The following is a 19,110-nucleotide window of genomic DNA, read 5'->3' on the forward strand; positions in this document are numbered from 1 at the left end:
TACCAGGCAACGACGCGGGCGCCGCTCAGATCCACGCGAAAGCCTTACTGACAAGCTTCGCAGTCGGGTTCGTCGATGGCACAGGCTTTTGGTACGGGCGCCGGGGCCGGTGCAGCTTGTTGCGCCGGAGCCTGGGCCTTGGCCGAGAAGCCGTCATCACCACCAGCAGATACCGCGTTGAGCTTGCCGGTGTTGATGGTGGACTTCTCGGTGCTGGTGGCGGCCAGGGCACGGAGGTAGTAGGTGGTTTTCAGACCACGGAACCAGGCCATGCGGTAGGTCACGTCCAGCTTCTTGCCCGAGGCGCCGGCGATGTACAGGTTCAGCGACTGCGCCTGGTCGATCCACTTCTGGCGACGGCTGGCAGCGTCGACGATCCACTTGGTTTCCACTTCGAACGCGGTGGCGTACAGGTCCTTGAGGTCCTGCGGGATGCGCTCGATCTGCTGCACGGAGCCGTCGTAGTACTTCAGGTCGTTGACCATGACGCTGTCCCACAGGCCGCGGTTCTTCAGGTCGCGCACGAGGTAGGGGTTGATCACGGTGAATTCGCCGGAGAGGTTCGATTTCACGTACAGGTTCTGGTAGGTCGGCTCGATGGACTGCGACACGCCAATGATGTTGGAGATGGTCGCGGTCGGCGCGATGGCCATGATGTTCGAGTTACGAATGCCTTTCTTCACGCGCTCGCGGATCGGCGCCCAGTCCAGCGATTCGGACAGGTCGACGTCGATGTACTTCTGGCCGCGGGACTCGATGAGGATCTGCTGCGAGTCCAGCGGCAGGATGCCTTTGCTCCACAGCGAGCCTTCGAAGGTGCTGTAGGCGCCGCGCTCTTCGGCCAGGTCACAGGAAGCCTGGATGGCGTAGTAGCTGATGGCTTCCATCGACTTGTCGGCGAACTCGACGGCAGCGTCGGAGCCGTAGGCGATGTGCTGCAGGTACAGGGCGTCCTGGAAGCCCATCAGGCCGAGGCCGACCGGACGGTGCTTGAAGTTGGAGTTACGTGCCTGGTCGACGCTGTAGTAGTTGATGTCGATGACGTTATCGAGCATGCGTACAGCGGTCTTCACGGTACGGCCGAGCTTCTCGATGTCCAGCTTGCCGTCGGTGATGTGGTTGACCAGATTGACCGAACCCAGGTTGCAGACGGCGATCTCGTCCTTGTTGGTGTTCAGGGTGATCTCGGTGCACAGGTTGGAGCTGTGTACCACGCCCACGTGCTGCTGCGGGCTGCGCAGGTTGCACGGGTCCTTGAAGGTCAGCCATGGGTGGCCGGTCTCGAACAGCATCGAGAGCATCTTGCGCCACAGGTCCTTGGCCTGGATGGTCTTGTACAGCTTGATCTTGCCGTACTCGATCAGGGCTTCGTAGTACTCGTAGCGCTCTTCGAAGGCCTTGCCGGTCAGGTCGTGCAGGTCCGGTACTTCGCTCGGGCTGAACAGGGTCCACTTGCCGTCTTCGAAGACGCGCTTCATGAACAGGTCCGGAATCCAGTTGGCGGTGTTCATGTCGTGGGTACGACGACGGTCGTCACCGGTGTTCTTGCGCAGTTCGAGGAATTCCTCGATGTCCATGTGCCAGGTTTCCAGGTAGGCGCAGACCGCGCCCTTGCGCTTGCCGCCCTGGTTGACCGCCACGGCGGTGTCGTTGACCACTTTGAGGAAGGGCACGACGCCCTGGGATTTGCCGTTGGTGCCCTTGATGTAGGAGCCCAGCGCGCGCACCGGGGTCCAGTCGTTGCCCAGGCCGCCAGCGAATTTGCTCAGCATGGCGTTGTCGTGGATGGCGCCGTAGATGCCCGACAGGTCGTCCGGCACGGTGGTCAGGTAGCAGGAGGACAGCTGCGGACGCAGGGTGCCGGCGTTGAACAGGGTCGGGGTCGACGCCATGTAGTCGAACGAGGACAGCAGGTTGTAGAACTCGATGGCGCGGTCTTCGCGGTTCTTCGGCTCTTCGATGGCCAGGCCCATGGCCACGCGCATGAAGAACACCTGCGGCAGTTCGAAGCGGATGCCGTCCTTGTGGATGAAGTAGCGGTCGTACAGGGTCTGCAGGCCCAGGTAGGTGAACTGCTGGTCGCGCTCGTGGTTCAGCGCCTTGCCCAGCTTCTCCAGGTCGTACTCTTTGAGTTTCGGGTCGAGCAGCTCGAACTGCGCGCCGGCTTCGACGTAGGCCGGCAGGGCCTTCGCGTACAGCTCGGCCATCTCGTGGTGAGTGGCGCTGGTGGTGATGTTGAGGAAGCTCAGGGCCTCGGCGCGGATGTTGTCCATCAGCAGGCGGGCGGTGACGTAGCTGTAGTTCGGCTCACGCTCGACCAGAGTACGGGCGGTCATCACCAGGGCGGTGTTGACGTCTTTCTCGGCAACGCCGTCGTACAGGTTCTTCAGGGTTTCGCGCTCGATCAGCGAACCATCGACCTCGGCCAGGCCTTCGCAGGCTTCACGAATGATGGTCTGCAGGCGGCCCATGTCCAGCGGCTGCAGTTCACCGCCTGCGGTGGTGATGCGGATGCTCGGGTGCGGCTGGGCGATGTCGCTGCCGGCATTGGCGCTCTTGCGCTTGTTGGCCTGGGCTTCGCGGTAGATCACGTAGTCGCGGGCGACTTTCTGCTCGCCGGCGCGCATCAGGGCCAGTTCGACCTGGTCCTGGATCTCTTCGATGTGGATGGTGCCGCCGGACGGCATGCGACGTTTGAAGGTGGCAGTGACCTGCTCGGTCAGGCGCGCGACGGTGTCGTGGATACGCGACGAAGCGGCTGCGGTGCCGCCTTCTACTGCGAGGAAGGCCTTGGTGATGGCGACGGTGATCTTGTCATCGGTGTAAGGGACGACAGTGCCGTTGCGCTTGATCACACGCAGTTGGCCGGGGGCGGTGGCAGCCAGATCCTGGGAGGATTCAGCGGCCTGCGGCGCCACGGCCTGCGGGTTCTCGCGAGTAGTGTCGGTATGCATGGAGATCTCCGTGTTCTGTAATTTTTGGTTGGACGTCACGATTAGAAACCGTGCCCTGTCCGCCGTTCATTCCATTAACAGGCTGTTGAAAAACTACCTGCGTTGGCAATCCTGCGTTAAAAACGACCTCAAAATGCTCATTTACAACACGTAAACTGCGCTTTTTCGGTCGTTTTTGCCTTGTCTTGCCTGCCTCGCCTACGTTTTTCAACGGCCTGTGAACAACTTGGCCGCACGCGGCAGCGGGGCCGGGTACGGGGTGTTGCAAGAGCGGGCAGGGTGGGCACGACTTCAATTGCCGTCCTGGCGCATAAGTCACAGCGGGGCATTACCACACCCCGCCTACTACATATAGTGGTCGACTGGCGGATAAGACCGCTGTCTGACCGGCTCACGCGCAACGTCTAGCGTTGCTGCGTGGCTGTAACCCAGGCCAGGCCTGGATCAGGGCAAAACGGTTAGCCGGATCATCTGGGAAACCCTGTGAAAAGGGCTTGCGCGATTCGTTCTTTTTGTATCCGGTTTTCTGTGGCAACCCAATATCTGGTGTGTGCCACTCGATAGGGATACAAGATAGTGCGCTGTTGGAGGCATTGCAAGGCGCTAGAAAAAGAACTGCCTGTGGATAAGCTGTGAGTGCCTTGTGGGTGTTAACAGCGTAGCCCGCGTGTTCTCTGGCTCTGGCTGCTGATGACCGTTCGTCGCCCCTGGAAGAAGGTTTTCAGCGACGTGGCGAAGCTGTTCGGCGGTGCACAGAGTACTACTATATATAGTGCTCTTGGCATGTGCTGTGCTTAACCAGACACCAGGTCCGGGCGCTGGTTTGTCGCTCGCGCCGAGACACGCTCAGCCCCTAGAATGGCCGCTGTGTTTGCGGCGCTTGCCGGTATGCAAAGGGGAAAGGGTGTGGAACAAGAAGCGTGGCAGATTCTGATCGTCGAGGATGACCAGCGCCTGGCGCAGTTGACCCGCGAGTATCTGGAGGGCAACGGCCTGCGTGTGTCCATCGAAGCCGATGGCGCGCGTGCGGCAGCGCGGATTCTCGCCGAGCAACCGCACCTGGTGATCCTCGATCTGATGCTGCCGGGTGAAGACGGCCTGAGCATCTGCCGCAAGGTGCGCAGCGGCTACAAGGGGCCGATCCTCATGCTCACCGCGCGCACCGACGACATGGATCAGGTGCTGGGCCTGGAGATGGGCGCCGATGACTACGTGTGCAAACCCGTGCGCCCGCGCGTGCTGTTGGCGCGCATTCGTGCGCTGTTGCGCCGCCGCGAGGGCAGCGAGAGCGAGCGTGACGAGGGTCAGCCAAGGCGTCTGCAGTTCGGCGCGCTGGCCATCGACAGCGCCATGCGCGAAGCGTGGCTGGGCGAGCAGGGCATCGAGCTGACCAGCGCCGAGTTCGACCTGCTCTGGCTGCTGGCGGCCAACGCCGGGCGCATCCTGTCGCGCGAGGAGATCTTCAACTCCCTGCGCGGTATCGAATATGACGGTCAGGACCGTTCCATCGACGTGCGCATTTCGCGCATCCGCCCGAAGATCGGCGATGACCCGATGCATCCACGGATGATCAAGACGGTACGCAGCAAGGGCTATCTGTTCGTCGCCGAGGCCGCCGAGGCGCTGCCGTTCGGTGATGCGCCACCGATCCTGCGCGATTGATCGGGCAGCCATGAACTCGATCTTCCTGCGCATCTATGGCGGCATGCTCGCCGCGCTGGTGCTGGTTGCGCTGCTGGGGGTCGGCACCCTGCACCTGGTCAACGAGGTGCGCGGTGATCAGTATCGCGAAGGCCTGGCGCGCGGCACCTTTCGCCTGATGGCGGACAACCTGCTGCCGATGAACGAGGTGGAGCGCAAACGCGCCCTGGTGGTGTGGTCGCGCCTGCTCGGCATTCCGCTGGAACTGCAGGCCCTGAGCGAGGTGCCGCTGGAAAGCAGCGAGCGCAATCGCCTGCAGCGCGGCCACGTGCTGGTGCAGCAGACCGGCCCGCATTCGGCCAAGGTCTATGGCCTGCTCGATGGCAAGCAGCCGCTGCTGTTGACTGGCGAGATCCAGCAGATCAGCGAGCAGTTGGCGCGGGCCACCAACTACCTGTTGATCGACGAACTGGTTCGCTACCCGGTGCATGAGCAGCCGCAGCGCCTGGCCGAGCTGAAGGCGGCCAAGCAGTTCGGCTTCGACCTGCAGCTGGTACGACTCGAAGAGGCCACTATCGACCCCGACCAGCGGCGCCGCATCGACGAGGGCGATACGGTGATGGCGCTGGGCAAGGGCGGCGACTCCATCTACGTGTTCTCCGGCATCGTCGATACGCCCTGGGTGCTGGAGATCGGCCCGCTGTACCAGATGAACCCTTATCCGCCGCAGCTGCTGGTGTTGATCGGTGCGCTGGGCCTGAGCCTGATCGGCTTGATCGTCTACCTGCTGGTGCGCTCGCTGGAGCAGCGCCTGCGTGCGCTCGAAGGCGCGGCCACGCACATTGCCAGTGGTCGTCTGGATGCGCGGGTGCCGGCTCGCGGCGCGGACTCGGTAGGACGCCTGGCCAGCAGCTTCAATGCCATGGCCGAGCACTTGCAGACGTCCCTGAGCACCCAGCGCGAGCTGGTGCGCGCAGTGTCCCACGAGCTGCGCACGCCGGTGGCGCGGCTGCGTTTCGGCCTGGAGATGATTGCCGATGCGCCGAACGAAAGTACCCGGCGCAAATACATGGACGGCATGGACAGCGATATCCAGGACCTCGACAAGCTGGTCGACGAGATGCTGACCTACGCGCGCCTGGAGCAGGGCTCGCCGGCCCTGAACTTCCAGCAGGTGGAGCTCAAGGCGCTCATCGATCAGGTGATCGACGAGTTGGCGCCGCTGAGCAACAAGGTGCGGGTGGAGTGTGGTGCGGTGCTCAGCGTGCAGGCCGAGGGCGCCTGCTGGGTCGAGGCCGAGCCGCGCTACCTGCACCGTGCGCTGCAGAATCTGGTGAGCAACGCCATGCGCTATGCCGAAGGCAAGGTGCTGATCAGTTGCCAGGTCGGCTACAAGCGTTGCCGCATCGACGTCGAGGATGACGGGCCTGGCGTGCCGGAAGAAGCCTGGGAGCGCCTGTTCAGCCCCTTCCTGCGTCTCGACGACAGCCGCACGCGGGCCTCTGGCGGGCATGGCCTGGGGCTGTCCATCGTGCGCCGGATCATCTACTGGCACGGCGGTCGGGCGCAGATCGGTCGCAGCGACAGCCTCGGCGGGGCACGTTTCAGCCTGGTGTGGCCTCGGCGGCAGGGGGAGTAAGGCGCGATTGCGTGTCGGGCTCGGTGCGCACGGCGCACCCTACTGCTCCCGGATTTCATCCGGGCTACGCCGCGACCGCCGCCCGACCGATCCACCATGGTGCCTGGGTGGTGGATGGGAAAAGCGTCATCCACCCTACGTAGCGCACTGTGCAGTGACCGTAGGGTGCGCCGCGCGCACCGGGTTTCCATCTATGACAGGCTGCCCCGTGGTCACGCCGCCACGGCCACCAGGCTCAGCACCTTGTTATCGAACAGCACGAACTGGCCATCCAGCTCGGCGCCCTCGCGCCAATCGGGATGCAGGTCGATCAGCAGGCGCAGGCGCGCGCTGTCGTGGTCGATCTCCAGCAACTCGGCGTCATGGAAATAGAAGCGCGACAGGGTCAGCGGGTAGAGCGCCTTGAACAGGCTTTCCTTGAGCGAGAAAGTCAGGCTGATGCGCGCGGCGCGGGTCTCGTCGTCCAGGTCCGACAGGCGCTGCAGTTCGGCTGGAGTGAGGATTTCGCTCTGAAGGCGCTGGGCGCGCTCGGCCGGCAGCAGGCGCTCGACGTCCAGGCCCAGGGCGCGCCATCGATGGTCAGGCGCGACCAGTGCAGCCGCCCAGTTGTCGCCGTGGGTGATGGATCCGACCACGCCACTGGGCCATTGCGGCGCGCGGTCTTCGCCGACTGCCGGAACACTGGCTTGGCCGGTCACGCGGCGCAGCGCTTCGCGGGCGCACAGCCGCCCGGCCAGGTATTCGGCCTGCCGCTTGGCCACGCCGCGCACCGGGGCGATGGCGCAGCGCGCGAAGTCATCCTCTGTGAGCAGGGCCGGGTCGAAGTGCGTGCTGATCAGCTGCGCGCCGGCAAGCGCATTTGGCAGCGGGTTGTGCGTGTCGAGAGGGCTGCAGCAGGCGGGGTGGTGAGCGTTCATGGGCGCGATTGTGCCGCGCGGCGGACCGTGCAGTCATCCGCCGTTTACATTTCTTTGCAGCCAGGTAACAAAGCTAAACGGACGCTTGCCCTGGCTTTTGTCAGACTGCGCTGGCATTCCCCAGGGAATGCAGGTGAGGTTGTAGTCAGTGCGAAGGCACTGACGTTTTCTCCGAGTTCGAGAACGGTAGCCCGATTGGGCTACCGTTTTTTTTCGTCTCTCATTTGCTGCTGTGGCAAAAGGCCTGGTGAGCAGTCGATGTCTGAGGTGTCACCAGTTCGTAGGAGCCGGCTTGCCGGCGATAGCTGCGCTGATGTACGGGATCGCCGGCAAGCCGGCTCCTACAGCATCCTTTGTCTGGCGGCGCGGTACACCGAGGATTCGGCGGCATTGTGGTGCACGGCGCACCCTACGCAATGCCGAAATGCGAGGGTGGATCACGCATCACCGATCCACCGCTTTGGTGGATGTAAAAAGCGACATCCACCCTACGCGACCCTCCCGGCCCTTCGTGTGATCGCCAAGGCGTTCGCATTTGCCCTGTGGCTTTCTTGGGGGGATTTGCAGTCAAATGCCTGTGCGGGCAAATCTACCCCCGCGAGGACCATGGACGATGACCCAACAATCGCAGTTCGCCCTGCTCGGCAAGAAGCGTTTTCTGCCGTTTTTCGTGACGCAATTGCTCGGCGCCTTCAATGACAACATCTTCAAGCAGTCGCTGATTCTCGCCATCCTCTTCAAGCTCAACACGGGCGCCGACCGCGATCTGCTGGTCAATCTCTGCGCCTTGCTGTTCATCCTGCCGTTCTTTCTGTTCTCCGCCCTCGGCGGGCAGTTTGGCGAGAAGTTCGCCAAGGACGCGCTGATCCGCAAGATCAAGTTCGCCGAGATCGGCATCATGCTCGTCGGCGCTGCCGGAGTGCTGCTGGACAACCTGCCGTTGATGCTCGCCGTGCTGTTCGCCATGGGCACGCAGTCGGCGCTGTTCGGCCCGGTGAAGTATTCGATTCTGCCGCAGCACCTGAAGGAAGAGGAGCTGGTGGGCGGCAACGCGCTGGTGGAAATGGGCACCTTCCTGGCGATTCTGGCTGGCACCATCGGCGCCGGCATCATGATGGCCAGCAGCAGTTATGCGCCCATCGTCGCCGGTTCGGTAGTCGGTGTGGCGCTGCTCGGTTACCTGGCCAGCCAGGGCATTCCGCGTGCGGCGGCGGCGATGCCGACGCTGCCGCTGGACTGGAACATCTTCCGTCAGTCCTGGGTGATCATGAAGCTCGGCCTGGGCCAGCGTAAGGCGGTGTCGCGCTCGCTGGTGGGCAACTCCTGGTTCTGGTTTCTCGGCGCGATCTACCTGACGCAGATCCCGGCTTATGCCAAGGAGTGGCTGTACGGCGACGAGAGCGTGGTGACGCTGATCCTCACTGTGTTCTCGCTGGGGATCGGCCTGGGCTCGATGCTCTGCGAACGCATGAGCGGGCACAAGGTGGAGATCGGCCTGGTACCGTTCGGCTCCATCGGCCTGACCCTGTTCGGCATGTTGCTGTGGTGGTTCTCTGGTGGTTTCCCGCAGGGCGCCGCGCCGCATGACTGGCTGGCGCTGCTGGGCTACGGCCAGGCCTGGTGGATTCTCGGCTGCATCCTCGGCATCGGTCTGTTCGGTGGCTTCTATATCGTGCCGCTGTATGCGCTGATCCAGTCGCGCACCGCCGAGCATGAGCGGGCGCGGGTGATCGCGGCCAACAACATCCTCAATGCGCTGTTCATGGTGGCCTCGGCCATCGTTGCGATCCTGTTCCTGAGCGTCGCCGGGCTGTCGATTCCGCAGCTGTTTCTGGCCATCTCGCTGATGAACATCGCGGTCAACAGCTACATCTTCAAGATCGTCCCCGAATTCAGCATGCGCTTTCTCATCTGGCTGCTGGGGCATTCGATGTACCGGGTCGAGCACAAGGGCCTGGACGCAATTCCCGACGAGGGGCCGGCGGTGCTGGTATGCAACCATGTGTCGTTCGTCGATGCGCTGCTGATCGGTGGCGCGGTACGGCGGCCGGTGCGCTTCGTCATGTACTACAAGATCTACGACCTGCCGGTGCTCAATTTCATCTTCCGCACCGCCGGTACCGTGCCGATCGCCGGGCGCAACGAGGATCTGCTGATCTACGACGCGGCGTTCAGGAAGATCGCCGAGTACCTGCGCAACGGCGAGCTGGTGTGCATCTTCCCCGAAGGCAAGCTGACCGCTGATGGTGAGATCGATGAGTTCAGGTCGGGTGTCGAGCGCATTCTCGAAGAGAACCCGGTGCCGGTGATCCCCATGGCGTTGCAGGGCTTGTGGGGCAGCTTCTTCAGTCGCGATCCGCACAAGGGCATCTTCAAGCGCCTGTGGTCGCGGGTGTGCCTGGTGGCCGGTACTCCGGTTGCGCCGGAGCAGGCCAAACGTGAGGCGCTGCAGGCGCAAGTGGCGGCCTTGCGTGGGGATTGGCGATAGCGAACTGTAGTGTGGGAGGGGCTTCAGCCGCGATTCGCCGCTAAAGCGCCTCCCACGAAGCTGGATTCCGGCTTTTTCAGTGGCTCATCTTGAGACCGATCAAGCCGCAGACGATCAGCGCCACGCTGGCCAGGCGCAGCAGCGCCATGGATTCGCCGAACAGGATGATGCCGGCTATCACCGTGCCCACGGCGCCGACGCCGGTCCAGATGGCGTAGGCGGTGCCCAGCGGCAATTCCTTCATGGCCAGGCCCAGCAGGCCCAGGCTGACCAGCATGGCGCAGACGGTGAGCAGAGTGGGCAGCGGGCGGGTGAAGCCTTCGGTGTATTTCAGGCCGATGGCCCAGCCGACCTCGAACAGGCCGGCGAGAAACAGAATGATCCAGGACATATGACCTCCAGTAGGTGCTGAAGGGGCCGTCCCCGGATGAGCCACCCTGGCGTCAGGGTGCGGAGGTCGTCCTCGCGTGCGCCATTATTGTGCATATCGGCGCATCCGGGGCAAGGTGCCCCGGATTGGTGCGAGGTGTCCGGTCAGTTGGCGCCTTTCTCCTGCCCCCGGTCCATCCGCCGATAAAGGGTCGCCAGCAGTGGGCCGGACAGGTTGTGCCAGACGCTGAACAGGGCGCTGGGCACGGCGGCTAGCGGGCTGAAGTGGGCGCTGGCCAGGGCGGCGCCAAGGCCGGAGTTCTGCATGCCGACCTCGATCGACAGCGTCTTGCGCTGCGCCAGCGACATGCCGAACAGGCGTCCGGCCAGGTAACCCAGGCCCAGGCCGATACCGTTGTGCAGGATCACCACGGCCATGATCAGCAGGCCCGATTCGGCGATCTTGCCCTGGCTGGCGGCGACCACCGCAGCCACGATGGCGACGATGCTCACCACGGAAATCAGCGGCAGCACCTCGACGGCGGTCTTCACGCGTTCGCCGAGCAGGCGCTGGGCGATCAGGCCGAGGGCGATGGGCAGCAGCACCATCTTGAGGATGGAAATGAACATGGCGCTGAACGACACCGGCAGCCATTCCGACGCCAGCAGCCAGATCAGCGCCGGGGTGACGAGCGGGGCGAGCAGGGTGGTGACGGCGGTGATCGACACCGACAGCGCCAGGTCGCCACGGGCGAACCAGGTGATCACGTTGGAGGCGGTGCCGCCCGGGCAGCAGCCCACCAGGATCACTCCAACGGCGATTTCCGGCGGCAGGGCAAAGGCCTGACACAGCAGCCAGGCGGTGCAGGGCATGATGATGAACTGGGCCAGCACACCAAGCAGCACCGCCAACGGGCGCCGGGCGACTTCCTGGAAGTCCGCACCCTTGAGGGTCAGGCCCATGCCGAACATGATCAGCCCGAGCAGGGGGACGATCCAGGCAGTCAGCGGCAGGAACCAGCCGGGCTGGAAGAACGCCATGACGGCGAACAGCAACACCCAGATGGCGAAGGTGTTGCCGATGAAACGGCTGAGGGCAATCAGTGCTTGCATGGCGGATTTCCTGGCAGGTTCGGAAAAGCCGGCAAGCCTACCAGAAGTGTCCAGCGCACCAGAACTGCAGGAGCCGGCTTGCCGGCGATGCTTTTCCAAGGAGTGTCGATAGAACCGATCGCCAGCAAGCTGGCTCCTGCAAAAGCCCTAGAGCGGCTCTTCATCCGCCGGGTAACGGCTGGCGCCGAGGCTTTCCTTGATCTTGCGCAGGTGCGGCTGGAAGTCCACGCCACGGCGCAGGGTGACGCCGGTAGCGAGCACGTCGAGCACGGTGAGCTGGATGATGCGCGAGGTCATCGGCATGTAGATGTCGGTGTCTTCCGGCAGCGGAATGTCCAGGCTCAGGGTGCTGGCCTTGGCCAGGGGCGAGCCGGCGGCGGTGAGGCCGAGCACCGAGGCGCCGTTCTCGCGGGCCAGGCGCGCCACTTCCACCAATTCGCGGGTGCGCCCGGTGTAGGAAATGATCACGAACAGATCACCGGTGTGCGCCACCGAGGCGATCATGCGCTGCATCAGCACGTCGGAATGCGCCGACACTGCCAGGTTGAAGCGAAAGAACTTGTGCTGCGCGTCCAGCGCCACCGACGCCGAGGCGCCGAGGCCGAAGAAATGGATCTGCCGCGCCTGGATCAGCAGGTCGACGGCGCGGCTGACGTGCTGCGGGTCGAGGCTCTGGCAGGCGGTGTCCAGCGAGGCGATGGTGCTGCCGAAGATCTTGCGGGTGTAGGCCTCGGGGCCGTCGTCGGCGGACACCGCGCGGCTGACGTAGGCGGCGCCGCTGGCCAGGCTCTGCGCCAGTTGCATCTTCAGTTCCGGGTAGCCGTTGGCGCCGAACGAGCGGCAGAAGCGGTTGACCGTCGGCTCGCTGACGCCTGCGGCCTGGGCCAGTGCGGCGATGCTGAAGCGCGTGGCCTGCTGCGGATCGTGCAGGATCACTTCGGCGACCTTGCGTTCGGCCTTGTTCAGGTCGTCAAGGCGGCTCTGGATCTGTTCCAGCAAGTTGCGCACACGGTCCATAAGGGCTCCTAAACAGGCGGTTGAACGGGCTTGGCGACAGGCGATGGGCGGTAAGACAACCGGCCTATCCTACTGATGCCGCCCCAAGGTCACCACTGACTTATCGGATGTCGTGAATAATGTTGTTGCTATCACAACATTTTTCCTTGATAAAAGCAGTATCACCCGGTATTTCTAGTGCATCTTGATAAAAGAACAAACTCATGCCCGCGATGAAGCTTGAATCCTGCACCTTTGCCTTGTTCGGCGCGCTGGGCGATCTGGCCTTGCGCAAGCTGTTTCCTGCGCTTTACCAGCTCGATCGCGCCGGTTTGCTGCACGATGCCACGCGCATCCTCGCCCTGGCCCGTGAAACGGGGGAGCCGAGCGGCCACCTGCGCGCCATCGAGCAGGCGTTGCGCCTGCACGTGCCAGCCAAGGAGCTGACGGAAACCGACATGGCGCGGTTCCTGGCGCGTCTGAGCTACCTGAGCATGGATTTCCTCAAGCCTGAGGACTATTCGGCGCTGCTCGAGCAGGTCAGCCCGCAGGATCAGCTGATCGCCTACTTCGCCACGCCCGCCTCGGTGTATGGCGGCATCTGCGCCAACCTGGCCGCCGTCGGGCTGGCCGAGGGCACGCGGGTGGTGCTGGAGAAGCCGATCGGCCATGACCTGGCGTCCTCACGTGCGGTCAACGATGCCGTGGCCCAGGTGTTCCCGGAGAACCGCGTCTATCGCATCGACCATTACCTGGGCAAGGAGACGGTGCAGAACCTCATTGCCCTGCGCTTCGCCAACAGCCTGTTCGAAACCCAGTGGAACCAGAACCACATCTCCCACGTGGAAATCACCGTAGCCGAGAAGGTCGGTATCGAAGGGCGCTGGGGCTACTTCGATCAGGCCGGGCAGTTGCGCGACATGATCCAGAACCACCTGCTGCAGCTGCTTTGCCTGATCGCCATGGACCCGCCCAGCGACCTGTCCGCCGACAGCATCCGTGACGAGAAGGTCAAGGTGCTCAAGGCGCTGGAGCCGATCAGCGTCGAGCAGCTCGGCCAGCGCGTGGTGCGCGGCCAGTATGTGGCCGGCAGCAGCGATGGGCGGCCGGTGCCGGGGTATCTGGAGGAAGAGAACTCCAATACCCAGAGCGACACCGAAACCTTCGTCGCCCTGCGCGCCGACATCCGCAACTGGCGCTGGGCCGGCGTGCCGTTCTACCTGCGCACCGGCAAGCGCATGCCGCAGAAGCTGTCGCAGATCGTCATCCACTTCAAGGCGCCGCCGCACTACATCTTCGCCCCGGAGCAGAGGCAGCTGATCGGCAACAAGCTGATCATCCGCCTGCAGCCGGACGAGGGTATCGCCCTGCAGGTGCTGACCAAGGATCAGGGCCTGGACAAGGGCATGCAGCTGCGCAGCGGCCCGCTGCAGCTGAGTTTTTCCGACACCTACCGCAGTGCGCGCATTCCCGATGCCTACGAGCGTCTGCTGCTGGAAGTGATGCGCGGCAACCAGAACCTGTTCGTGCGCAAGGACGAGATCGAATACGCCTGGCAGTGGTGCGATCAACTGATCGACGGCTGGCATCGCCTCGGCGAGGCGCCGAAGCCGTACACGGCCGGCAGCTGGGGCCCCATGGCGTCGGTCGCGCTGATCACCCGCGATGGCAGGAGTTGGTATGGCGATCTCTGAACTGAAACTGCCGCCAGGCGTGCAGGCCTGCCCGCACGCTGGTGCCGAGCAACTGGCCCAGGCATTGGCCGTGCGCGTGGCCGATGCGCTGCGCCAGGCCATCACCAGTCGCGGCAAGGCCACCCTGGTGGTGTCCGGCGGTCGCAGCCCGGTGCCGTTCTTCGAGGCGCTGGCGCAGCAGCAGCTGCCCTGGGCGCAGGTGCTGGTCAGCCTGGCCGACGAGCGTTGGGTGCCGGTGAATCACGCGGGCAGTAACGAGGCGCTGGTGCGTCGTCATCTGCTGCGTGGCCCGGCGGCCGAAGCCCGTTTTCTCAGCCTCTACCAGGTCGCTGGCAACCTCGAACAGGCGGCCGAGCTGGCCGATGCTGCGGTCGCCGAACTGGTGCCGATCGACGTGCTGGTACTGGGCATGGGCGACGACGGTCATACCGCGTCGCTGTTCCCGCATAGCCCCAATCTGCACCAGGCACTGCAGCCGGACTGTGCGCGCCGCGTGCTGCCGATGCTCGCCCCGAGCGAGCCGGCGCAACGCCTGACCCTGACCCTGCCGGTGCTGGCCAGCGCACGGCTGCCGCTGCTGGCGATCCAGGGCCAGGCGAAACTGAACACCCTGAGCGCGGCGCTGATGCCGGGTGAGACCGCCCAACTGCCGATCCGCGCGTTCCTCAATTCTCCTCTTGAAATCCATTGGTGCTCCTGACATGACCAGCCTCGACCCAAGCCAGCGTGTGCGCATGGCCGACAAAATCGCCGAGATCGACCGCATCTGCGCGCAGGCGCGGATCATGCCGGTGATCACCATCGCCCGTGAGGCGGATATCCTGCCGCTGGCCGATGCGCTTGCCGCTGGCGGCCTGCGCGTGCTGGAGGTGACTCTGCGCTCGGAGCATGGCCTGGAGGCGATTCGTCGCCTGCGTGCCGAGCGTCCCGAGCTCTGCGTTGGCGCTGGTACCGTATTGGATGAAGACATGCTTGCCGCAGCGACCGCTGCCGGTGCGCAGTTCATCGTCACGCCGGGCAGCACGCGCGAGCTGTTGCTGGCCGCGCTGGACAACCCGCTGCCGCTGCTGCCTGGTGTGAGCAGCGCGTCGGAGCTGATGGTCGGCTACGCCCTGGGTTATCGCCGCTTCAAGCTGTTCCCGGCTGAGGTCTGTGGCGGTGTCGCGGCGCTCAAGGCGCTGGCCGGGCCTTTCGGCGGGGTGCGCTTCTGCCCGACCGGCGGTATCACCCCGGACAACCTGCAGCGCTACATGGCGCAGCCCAATGTCATGTGCGTGGGCGGCACCTGGATGTTCCAGCGCGAGTGGGTGGAAAACAGCGATTGGGCACGCATCCAGCAATGCAGCGTCGAGGCGCTGCAGTTGCTTGGTTGATGCGCGCGTAGCGCCGCCAACGCTGGCGGCGCCGTTGCATAATGCCGCAGTCGCTTAAAATCTGTGCCGTCGTGGTCGCCTGGTACGTCAGCTGATCCCTCGTGCTGGCTTCAACAAAAACAATTCTCCAGCGAAACCTGAAACATCCGCAGTCGGAGAATTGTCATGAACACCTGGTTCGCTAATCTCAGCGTTACCCGCAAACTCGCGCTCGGCTTCGGCCTGGTGCTGGTGCTTACCCTGGCTCTGGCCTGGACCGCCTGGAGCGGCCTGGGCAGTGTGATCCAGCGCAGCACCTGGATGAGCGAGATCACCCAACTCAATGCAACGCTGACCAACCTGCGTATCGCCCGCCTGCAGTTCATGCTGGCAAAGGGCGACGCAGCCAGTACCGAACGTCTGCTGACCAACCTGAACATCTATCTCGAGCAGCAGAAGAAGCTGCTGGGGACCTTCACCAATCCGGTCAACGTCAAGCTGCTGCAAGAGCAGTACCGCTACAACCAGGACTACCAGCGTTCACTGGCGGGTATGCGCGCAGCCTACACGGCCGTCGGGCAGGCACGTGGCCAGATCCTTAACGAAGACCAGCAACTGGGCGAGCTGCTGGGCGCGATGCGGCGCAGCGTGGAGCTGCTGCCGGAATACGACGGTCGTCGCTTCGAGCAACTGCAGGCGCTGACGCTCACTCATGGCGAGCTGCTGCGTCTGCGTTATCTGCTCGAACGTTATGACAGCGCACCCGATGCACAAACCGAGCAGGCCCTTGCCGAGCGCATAGCCACTGCCCGCAACAGTCTCAATGCACTGGAGCAGGTTTTCGGTAGCGCCCAGCAGGATGCGGTACGGCGTATTTCCACTGCGCTCGGCCAGTTCGAGCAGACGGTGCAGGCGTTCAAGGCTGCCACTGCCGCTATCGCCCGTACCCGCCAGGAAATGACCGATCAGCAGGGCGAGATCGTCCGTATCAGCGAGACGCTGTACAGATTCCAGATGGAGCGCATGGCCATCGAAAGTGCCCAGGCGCGTAGTCTGCAGATTGGTGCCACGCTGCTGGCCCTGCTGTTCGGCGTACTTGCCGCCTGGGTCATCACCCGTCAGATCACCCGACCCTTGCAAGATACCCTGGGCGCGGTGCAGCGCATTGCCGACGGTGACTTGACCGCCAGCGTGCGGGTCGACCGCCGCGACGAGATGGGCCAGCTGCAGCAGGGCATCCAGCACATGGCCACGACCCTGCGCGAGCTGATCGGCGGCATCCGCGACAGCGTTACCCAGATCGCCAGCGCCGCCGAAGAGCTGTCGGCGGTCACCGAGCAGACCAGCGCTGGCGCCAACAGCCAGAAGAGCGAGACTGACCAGGTGGCCACCGCCATGCATGAGATGTCCGCCACTGTGCAGGAAGTGGCGCGCAACGCCGAGCAGGCCTCGCAGGCGGCCAACGACGCGGACGGCCAGGCGCGGCTGGGCGACCAGGTGGTAGGCGAGGTGATTTCGCAGATCGAGCGTCTGGCTGCCGAAGTGGGGCGTTCTTCCGAGGCCATGACCGGCCTGCAGCAGGAAAGCGACAAGATCGGCAGTGTGATGGACGTGATCAAGTCGGTGGCCGAGCAGACCAACCTGCTGGCGCTCAACGCCGCCATCGAGGCAGCGCGTGCCGGCGAGGCGGGGCGCGGCTTTGCCGTGGTCGCCGATGAGGTGCGTGGCCTGGCGCAGCGTACGCAGAAATCCACCGAGGAGATCGAGGCGCTGATCGCCGGCTTGCAGAGCGGCACCCAGCAGGTGGCGGCGGTGATGCGCAACAGCCACAAACTCACCGACAGCAGCGTCGAGCTGACGCGCAAGGCCGGCGACTCGCTGGGCAGCATCACCCTTGCGGTGTCCAACATTCAGTCGATGAACCAGCAGATCGCCGCCGCTGCAGAAGAGCAGAGCGCCGTGGCCGAAGAAATCAGCCGCAGCATCCTTAGCGTGCGTGATGTCTCCGAGCAGACCGCGACTGCCAGCGACGAAACGGCCAAATCCTCGGCCGAGCTGGCGCGCCTGGGTGGCCAGCTGCAGTCCATGGTCAGCCGCTTCCGCGTTTGATTTGAGTTGGAGTCGGTGCGCGCGGCGCACCCTACGGGAATTGCGCCTTTCTACCTGTAGGGTGCGCCGCGCGCACCGAATACGCCGAGATGCGCCACCGTAGGGTGCGCTGTGCGCACCACCGACTATCCTGAATCTGCCGGCAAGGATTCAGGAGACAGGGAATGTCCAACTACCGCCGCGCTCGCGATGCGGGCGCCTGCTATTTCTTCACGCTGGTAAGCCATCAGCGCCTCCCGGTGTTGACCGATGCGCCATTGCGCGCAGCCCTGCGCCGCGCCATCGAACGCGTCCGTCTACACCGTCCGTTCGTCATCGAGGGCTGTGTGCTGTTACCAGACCACCTGCATTGTCTTTGGCGCATGCCTCAAGGAGATGCAGATTTCGGGTCGCGCTGGTCGATGATCAAACGCCTGACATCCCAGGCAATCGCGATCCCTGGAGCGGTCAGTTTGAGCCGTAGCCTGCGCCGCGAGTCGAGGCTGTGGCAGCGGCGTTTCTGGGAGCATCGCATTCATGATGGCGACGATTACCAGCGGCATATGGATTACCTGCATTTCAATCCGGTGAAGCATGGCCTGGTCGGTCGTGTGGCGGATTGGCCGTGGTCGAGCTTTCATCGGTTGGTGACGGAGGGCGTATATCCGGCCGATTGGGGCGGTGATGCAGTGGTGGACAACGGTGAGTACGGCGAATGACGCGGTGCGCGTGGCCTGGGCGGCCCCGCGACACCCTACGGGTAGCGGCAGTGTTCGTAGGGTGCGCCGCGCGCACCAACTTTTTTCAATGTGCCTGTCGATTCTTCCGTCGCCTATTCGACTACTGCATAGAACCCCACTCTGGGTTCACTGTCAGCCGTAGGGAGACACCCTGCGCGCGACTTCGACTCGAACAAGGAGAAAGGCGATGCGTTTCATGGTGATTGTCAAAGCGACGGCCGATTCCGAAGCCGGTCTGGTGCCCAGCGAAGAGCTGCTGACGGCCATGGGCCGTTACAACGAAGAGCTGGCAGCCGCTGGTGTGATCCAGGCAGCCGAAGGTTTGCACCCGAGCTCCAGGGGAGCACGGGTGCGGTTCTCCGGGGCGCAGCGCACAGTGATCGACGGCCCCTTCATGGAAACCAAGGAGCTGGTAGCCGGTTTCTGGATCTTTCGGTGCGAATCGCTGCAGGCCTGCATCGACTGGGTCAAGCGTTGCCCCAACCCCATGCCTGGCGAATCCGATATCGAGATTCGACAGATCTTCGAGGCCGAGGATTTCGGCGCCGAGTTCACCCCCGAGTTGCGTGAGCAGGAAGACCGTATTCGCGCGCGCATGAGCAGTGAAAATCAAGGAGCGTAATGATGAAGATTCATGCCTATCTGATGTTCGATGGCCAGTGCGAGGCCGCCTTCAACCGCTACGCCGAGGTCTTCGGCGGTAACCTGGAGATGATGCGCTACGCCGACAGCCCTGAGGATATGGAGGTTCCGGCCGAGTACCAGCAGCGTGTCATGCACGTCTGCCTGACCGTTGGCGATCAGTTGCTGATGGCCTCCGACAATCTGCCGCAGTACCCCTATGAGGGGATCAAGGGGTGTTCCGTTTCCCTGCAGGTGGACAACGTGCCGGAGGCCGAGCGCCTGTACGAGGCATTGTCGGCCGGCGGTTCGGTGCAGATGGAGCTGCAGGCGACCTTCTGGGCGACCCGCTTCGCCATGCTTACCGACCGTTTCGGCGTGTCCTGGATGATCAACTGCATGGTCGATAGCCAGCAGGGTTGAGCCTGTTCTATGCCTGTTGCCACCCAGATGCCTAAGTCGGCTTTGGTGCGCACGGCGCACCCTACGACGGGTGCG

15 protein-coding genes and 1 pseudogene are annotated in these 19,110 nt (G+C 63.8%); 11 read left to right on the plus strand and 5 right to left on the minus strand.

Translation table 11 applies throughout. From position 1 onward, the window contains the following. Nucleotides 1-44: 44 nt before the first annotated feature. Nucleotides 45-2,954, minus strand: coding sequence for a ribonucleoside-diphosphate reductase subunit alpha (locus tag GV002_RS05665; protein WP_160017436.1), 2,910 nt, complete (start codon nt 2,952-2,954; stop codon nt 45-47). Nucleotides 2,955-3,860: 906 nt separating this feature from the next. On the opposite strand from GV002_RS05665, the gene GV002_RS05670 reads away from it, so the two are divergent. Both GV002_RS05670 and GV002_RS05675 read left to right on the plus strand, forming a co-directional pair. Further along, nucleotides 3,861-4,616 (plus strand): winged helix-turn-helix domain-containing protein, encoded by a 756-nt coding sequence (locus tag GV002_RS05670; RefSeq protein ID WP_106735505.1) that lies wholly within the window; start codon nt 3,861-3,863, stop codon nt 4,614-4,616. Nucleotides 4,617-4,626: 10 nt separating this feature from the next. Next, the gene (locus GV002_RS05675; protein ID WP_160017437.1) at nt 4,627-6,234 is read left to right on the plus strand and encodes an ATP-binding protein; all 1,608 of its coding nucleotides are present in this window, start codon (nt 4,627-4,629) and stop codon (nt 6,232-6,234) included. 212 nt (nt 6,235-6,446) lie between these two features. On the opposite strand, the gene GV002_RS05680 is transcribed toward GV002_RS05675, so the two are convergent. Next, nucleotides 6,447-7,151, minus strand: a complete 705-nt coding sequence (locus tag GV002_RS05680) for a 4'-phosphopantetheinyl transferase family protein (RefSeq protein WP_160017438.1) — start codon at nt 7,149-7,151, stop codon at nt 6,447-6,449. 613 nt (nt 7,152-7,764) lie between these two features. Here GV002_RS05680 and GV002_RS05685 point away from each other — a divergent pair. After that, nucleotides 7,765-9,639 carry an MFS transporter gene (locus GV002_RS05685; protein ID WP_160017439.1) on the plus strand — a complete coding sequence of 625 codons (1,875 nt, stop codon included), beginning with the start codon at nt 7,765-7,767 and terminating at the stop codon, nt 9,637-9,639. 76 nt (nt 9,640-9,715) lie between these two features. On the opposite strand, the gene sugE is transcribed toward GV002_RS05685, so the two are convergent. From sugE to GV002_RS05700, 3 genes are all read right to left on the minus strand, one after another. Further along, a complete protein-coding gene (gene sugE, locus GV002_RS05690; RefSeq protein ID WP_160017440.1) occupies nt 9,716-10,030 on the minus strand; it encodes a quaternary ammonium compound efflux SMR transporter SugE in 315 nt (104 codons plus the stop codon). 143 nt (nt 10,031-10,173) lie between these two features. After that, nucleotides 10,174-11,121, minus strand: coding sequence for a bile acid:sodium symporter family protein (locus GV002_RS05695; protein ID WP_160017441.1), 948 nt, complete (start codon nt 11,119-11,121; stop codon nt 10,174-10,176). 147 nt (nt 11,122-11,268) lie between these two features. Then, nucleotides 11,269-12,129, minus strand: coding sequence for a MurR/RpiR family transcriptional regulator (locus tag GV002_RS05700; protein ID WP_178094664.1), 861 nt, complete (start codon nt 12,127-12,129; stop codon nt 11,269-11,271). 212 nt (nt 12,130-12,341) lie between these two features. Between GV002_RS05700 and zwf the strand changes: the two genes are divergently transcribed. The 8 genes and pseudogenes from zwf to GV002_RS05735 all read left to right on the plus strand — a co-directional run bounded on the left by zwf (nt 12,342) and on the right by GV002_RS05735 (nt 19,035). Then, nucleotides 12,342-13,811: a glucose-6-phosphate dehydrogenase gene (gene zwf, locus GV002_RS05705; protein ID WP_160017443.1), complete on the plus strand. Its 1,470-nt coding sequence runs from the start codon at nt 12,342-12,344 to the stop codon at nt 13,809-13,811. Beyond that, a complete protein-coding gene (gene pgl, locus GV002_RS05710) occupies nt 13,798-14,511 on the plus strand; it encodes a 6-phosphogluconolactonase (protein WP_160017444.1) in 714 nt (237 codons plus the stop codon). The genes zwf and pgl overlap by 14 nt, the downstream gene beginning before the upstream one ends. Nucleotide 14,512: 1 nt before the next feature. Then, the gene (locus GV002_RS05715; protein WP_160017445.1) at nt 14,513-15,184 is read left to right on the plus strand and encodes a bifunctional 4-hydroxy-2-oxoglutarate aldolase/2-dehydro-3-deoxy-phosphogluconate aldolase; all 672 of its coding nucleotides are present in this window, start codon (nt 14,513-14,515) and stop codon (nt 15,182-15,184) included. Between the two features lie 300 nt (nt 15,185-15,484). Continuing rightward, nucleotides 15,485-16,369 (plus strand): annotated as a pseudogene (locus GV002_RS24530) (methyl-accepting chemotaxis protein); the annotation flags it as partial. A gap of 198 nt (nt 16,370-16,567) precedes the next feature. After that, the gene (locus GV002_RS24535) at nt 16,568-17,272 is read left to right on the plus strand and encodes a methyl-accepting chemotaxis protein (RefSeq protein WP_372241825.1); all 705 of its coding nucleotides are present in this window, start codon (nt 16,568-16,570) and stop codon (nt 17,270-17,272) included. 164 nt (nt 17,273-17,436) lie between these two features. Next, the gene (locus GV002_RS05725; protein WP_160017447.1) at nt 17,437-17,970 is read left to right on the plus strand and encodes an REP-associated tyrosine transposase; all 534 of its coding nucleotides are present in this window, start codon (nt 17,437-17,439) and stop codon (nt 17,968-17,970) included. Nucleotides 17,971-18,178: 208 nt separating this feature from the next. Further along, on the plus strand, nt 18,179-18,613 hold the full coding sequence (locus GV002_RS05730) for a YciI family protein (protein ID WP_160017448.1): 435 nt from the start codon (nt 18,179-18,181) through the stop codon (nt 18,611-18,613). Nucleotides 18,614-18,615: 2 nt separating this feature from the next. Further along, nucleotides 18,616-19,035, plus strand: a complete 420-nt coding sequence (locus GV002_RS05735; RefSeq protein ID WP_160017449.1) for a VOC family protein — start codon at nt 18,616-18,618, stop codon at nt 19,033-19,035. Nucleotides 19,036-19,110: the final 75 nt, after the last annotated feature.

The sequence above is a fragment of the Pseudomonas sp. 8O genome (genome assembly GCF_902506495.1).
Classification (GTDB): domain Bacteria; phylum Pseudomonadota; class Gammaproteobacteria; order Pseudomonadales; family Pseudomonadaceae; genus Aquipseudomonas; species Aquipseudomonas chaetocerotis.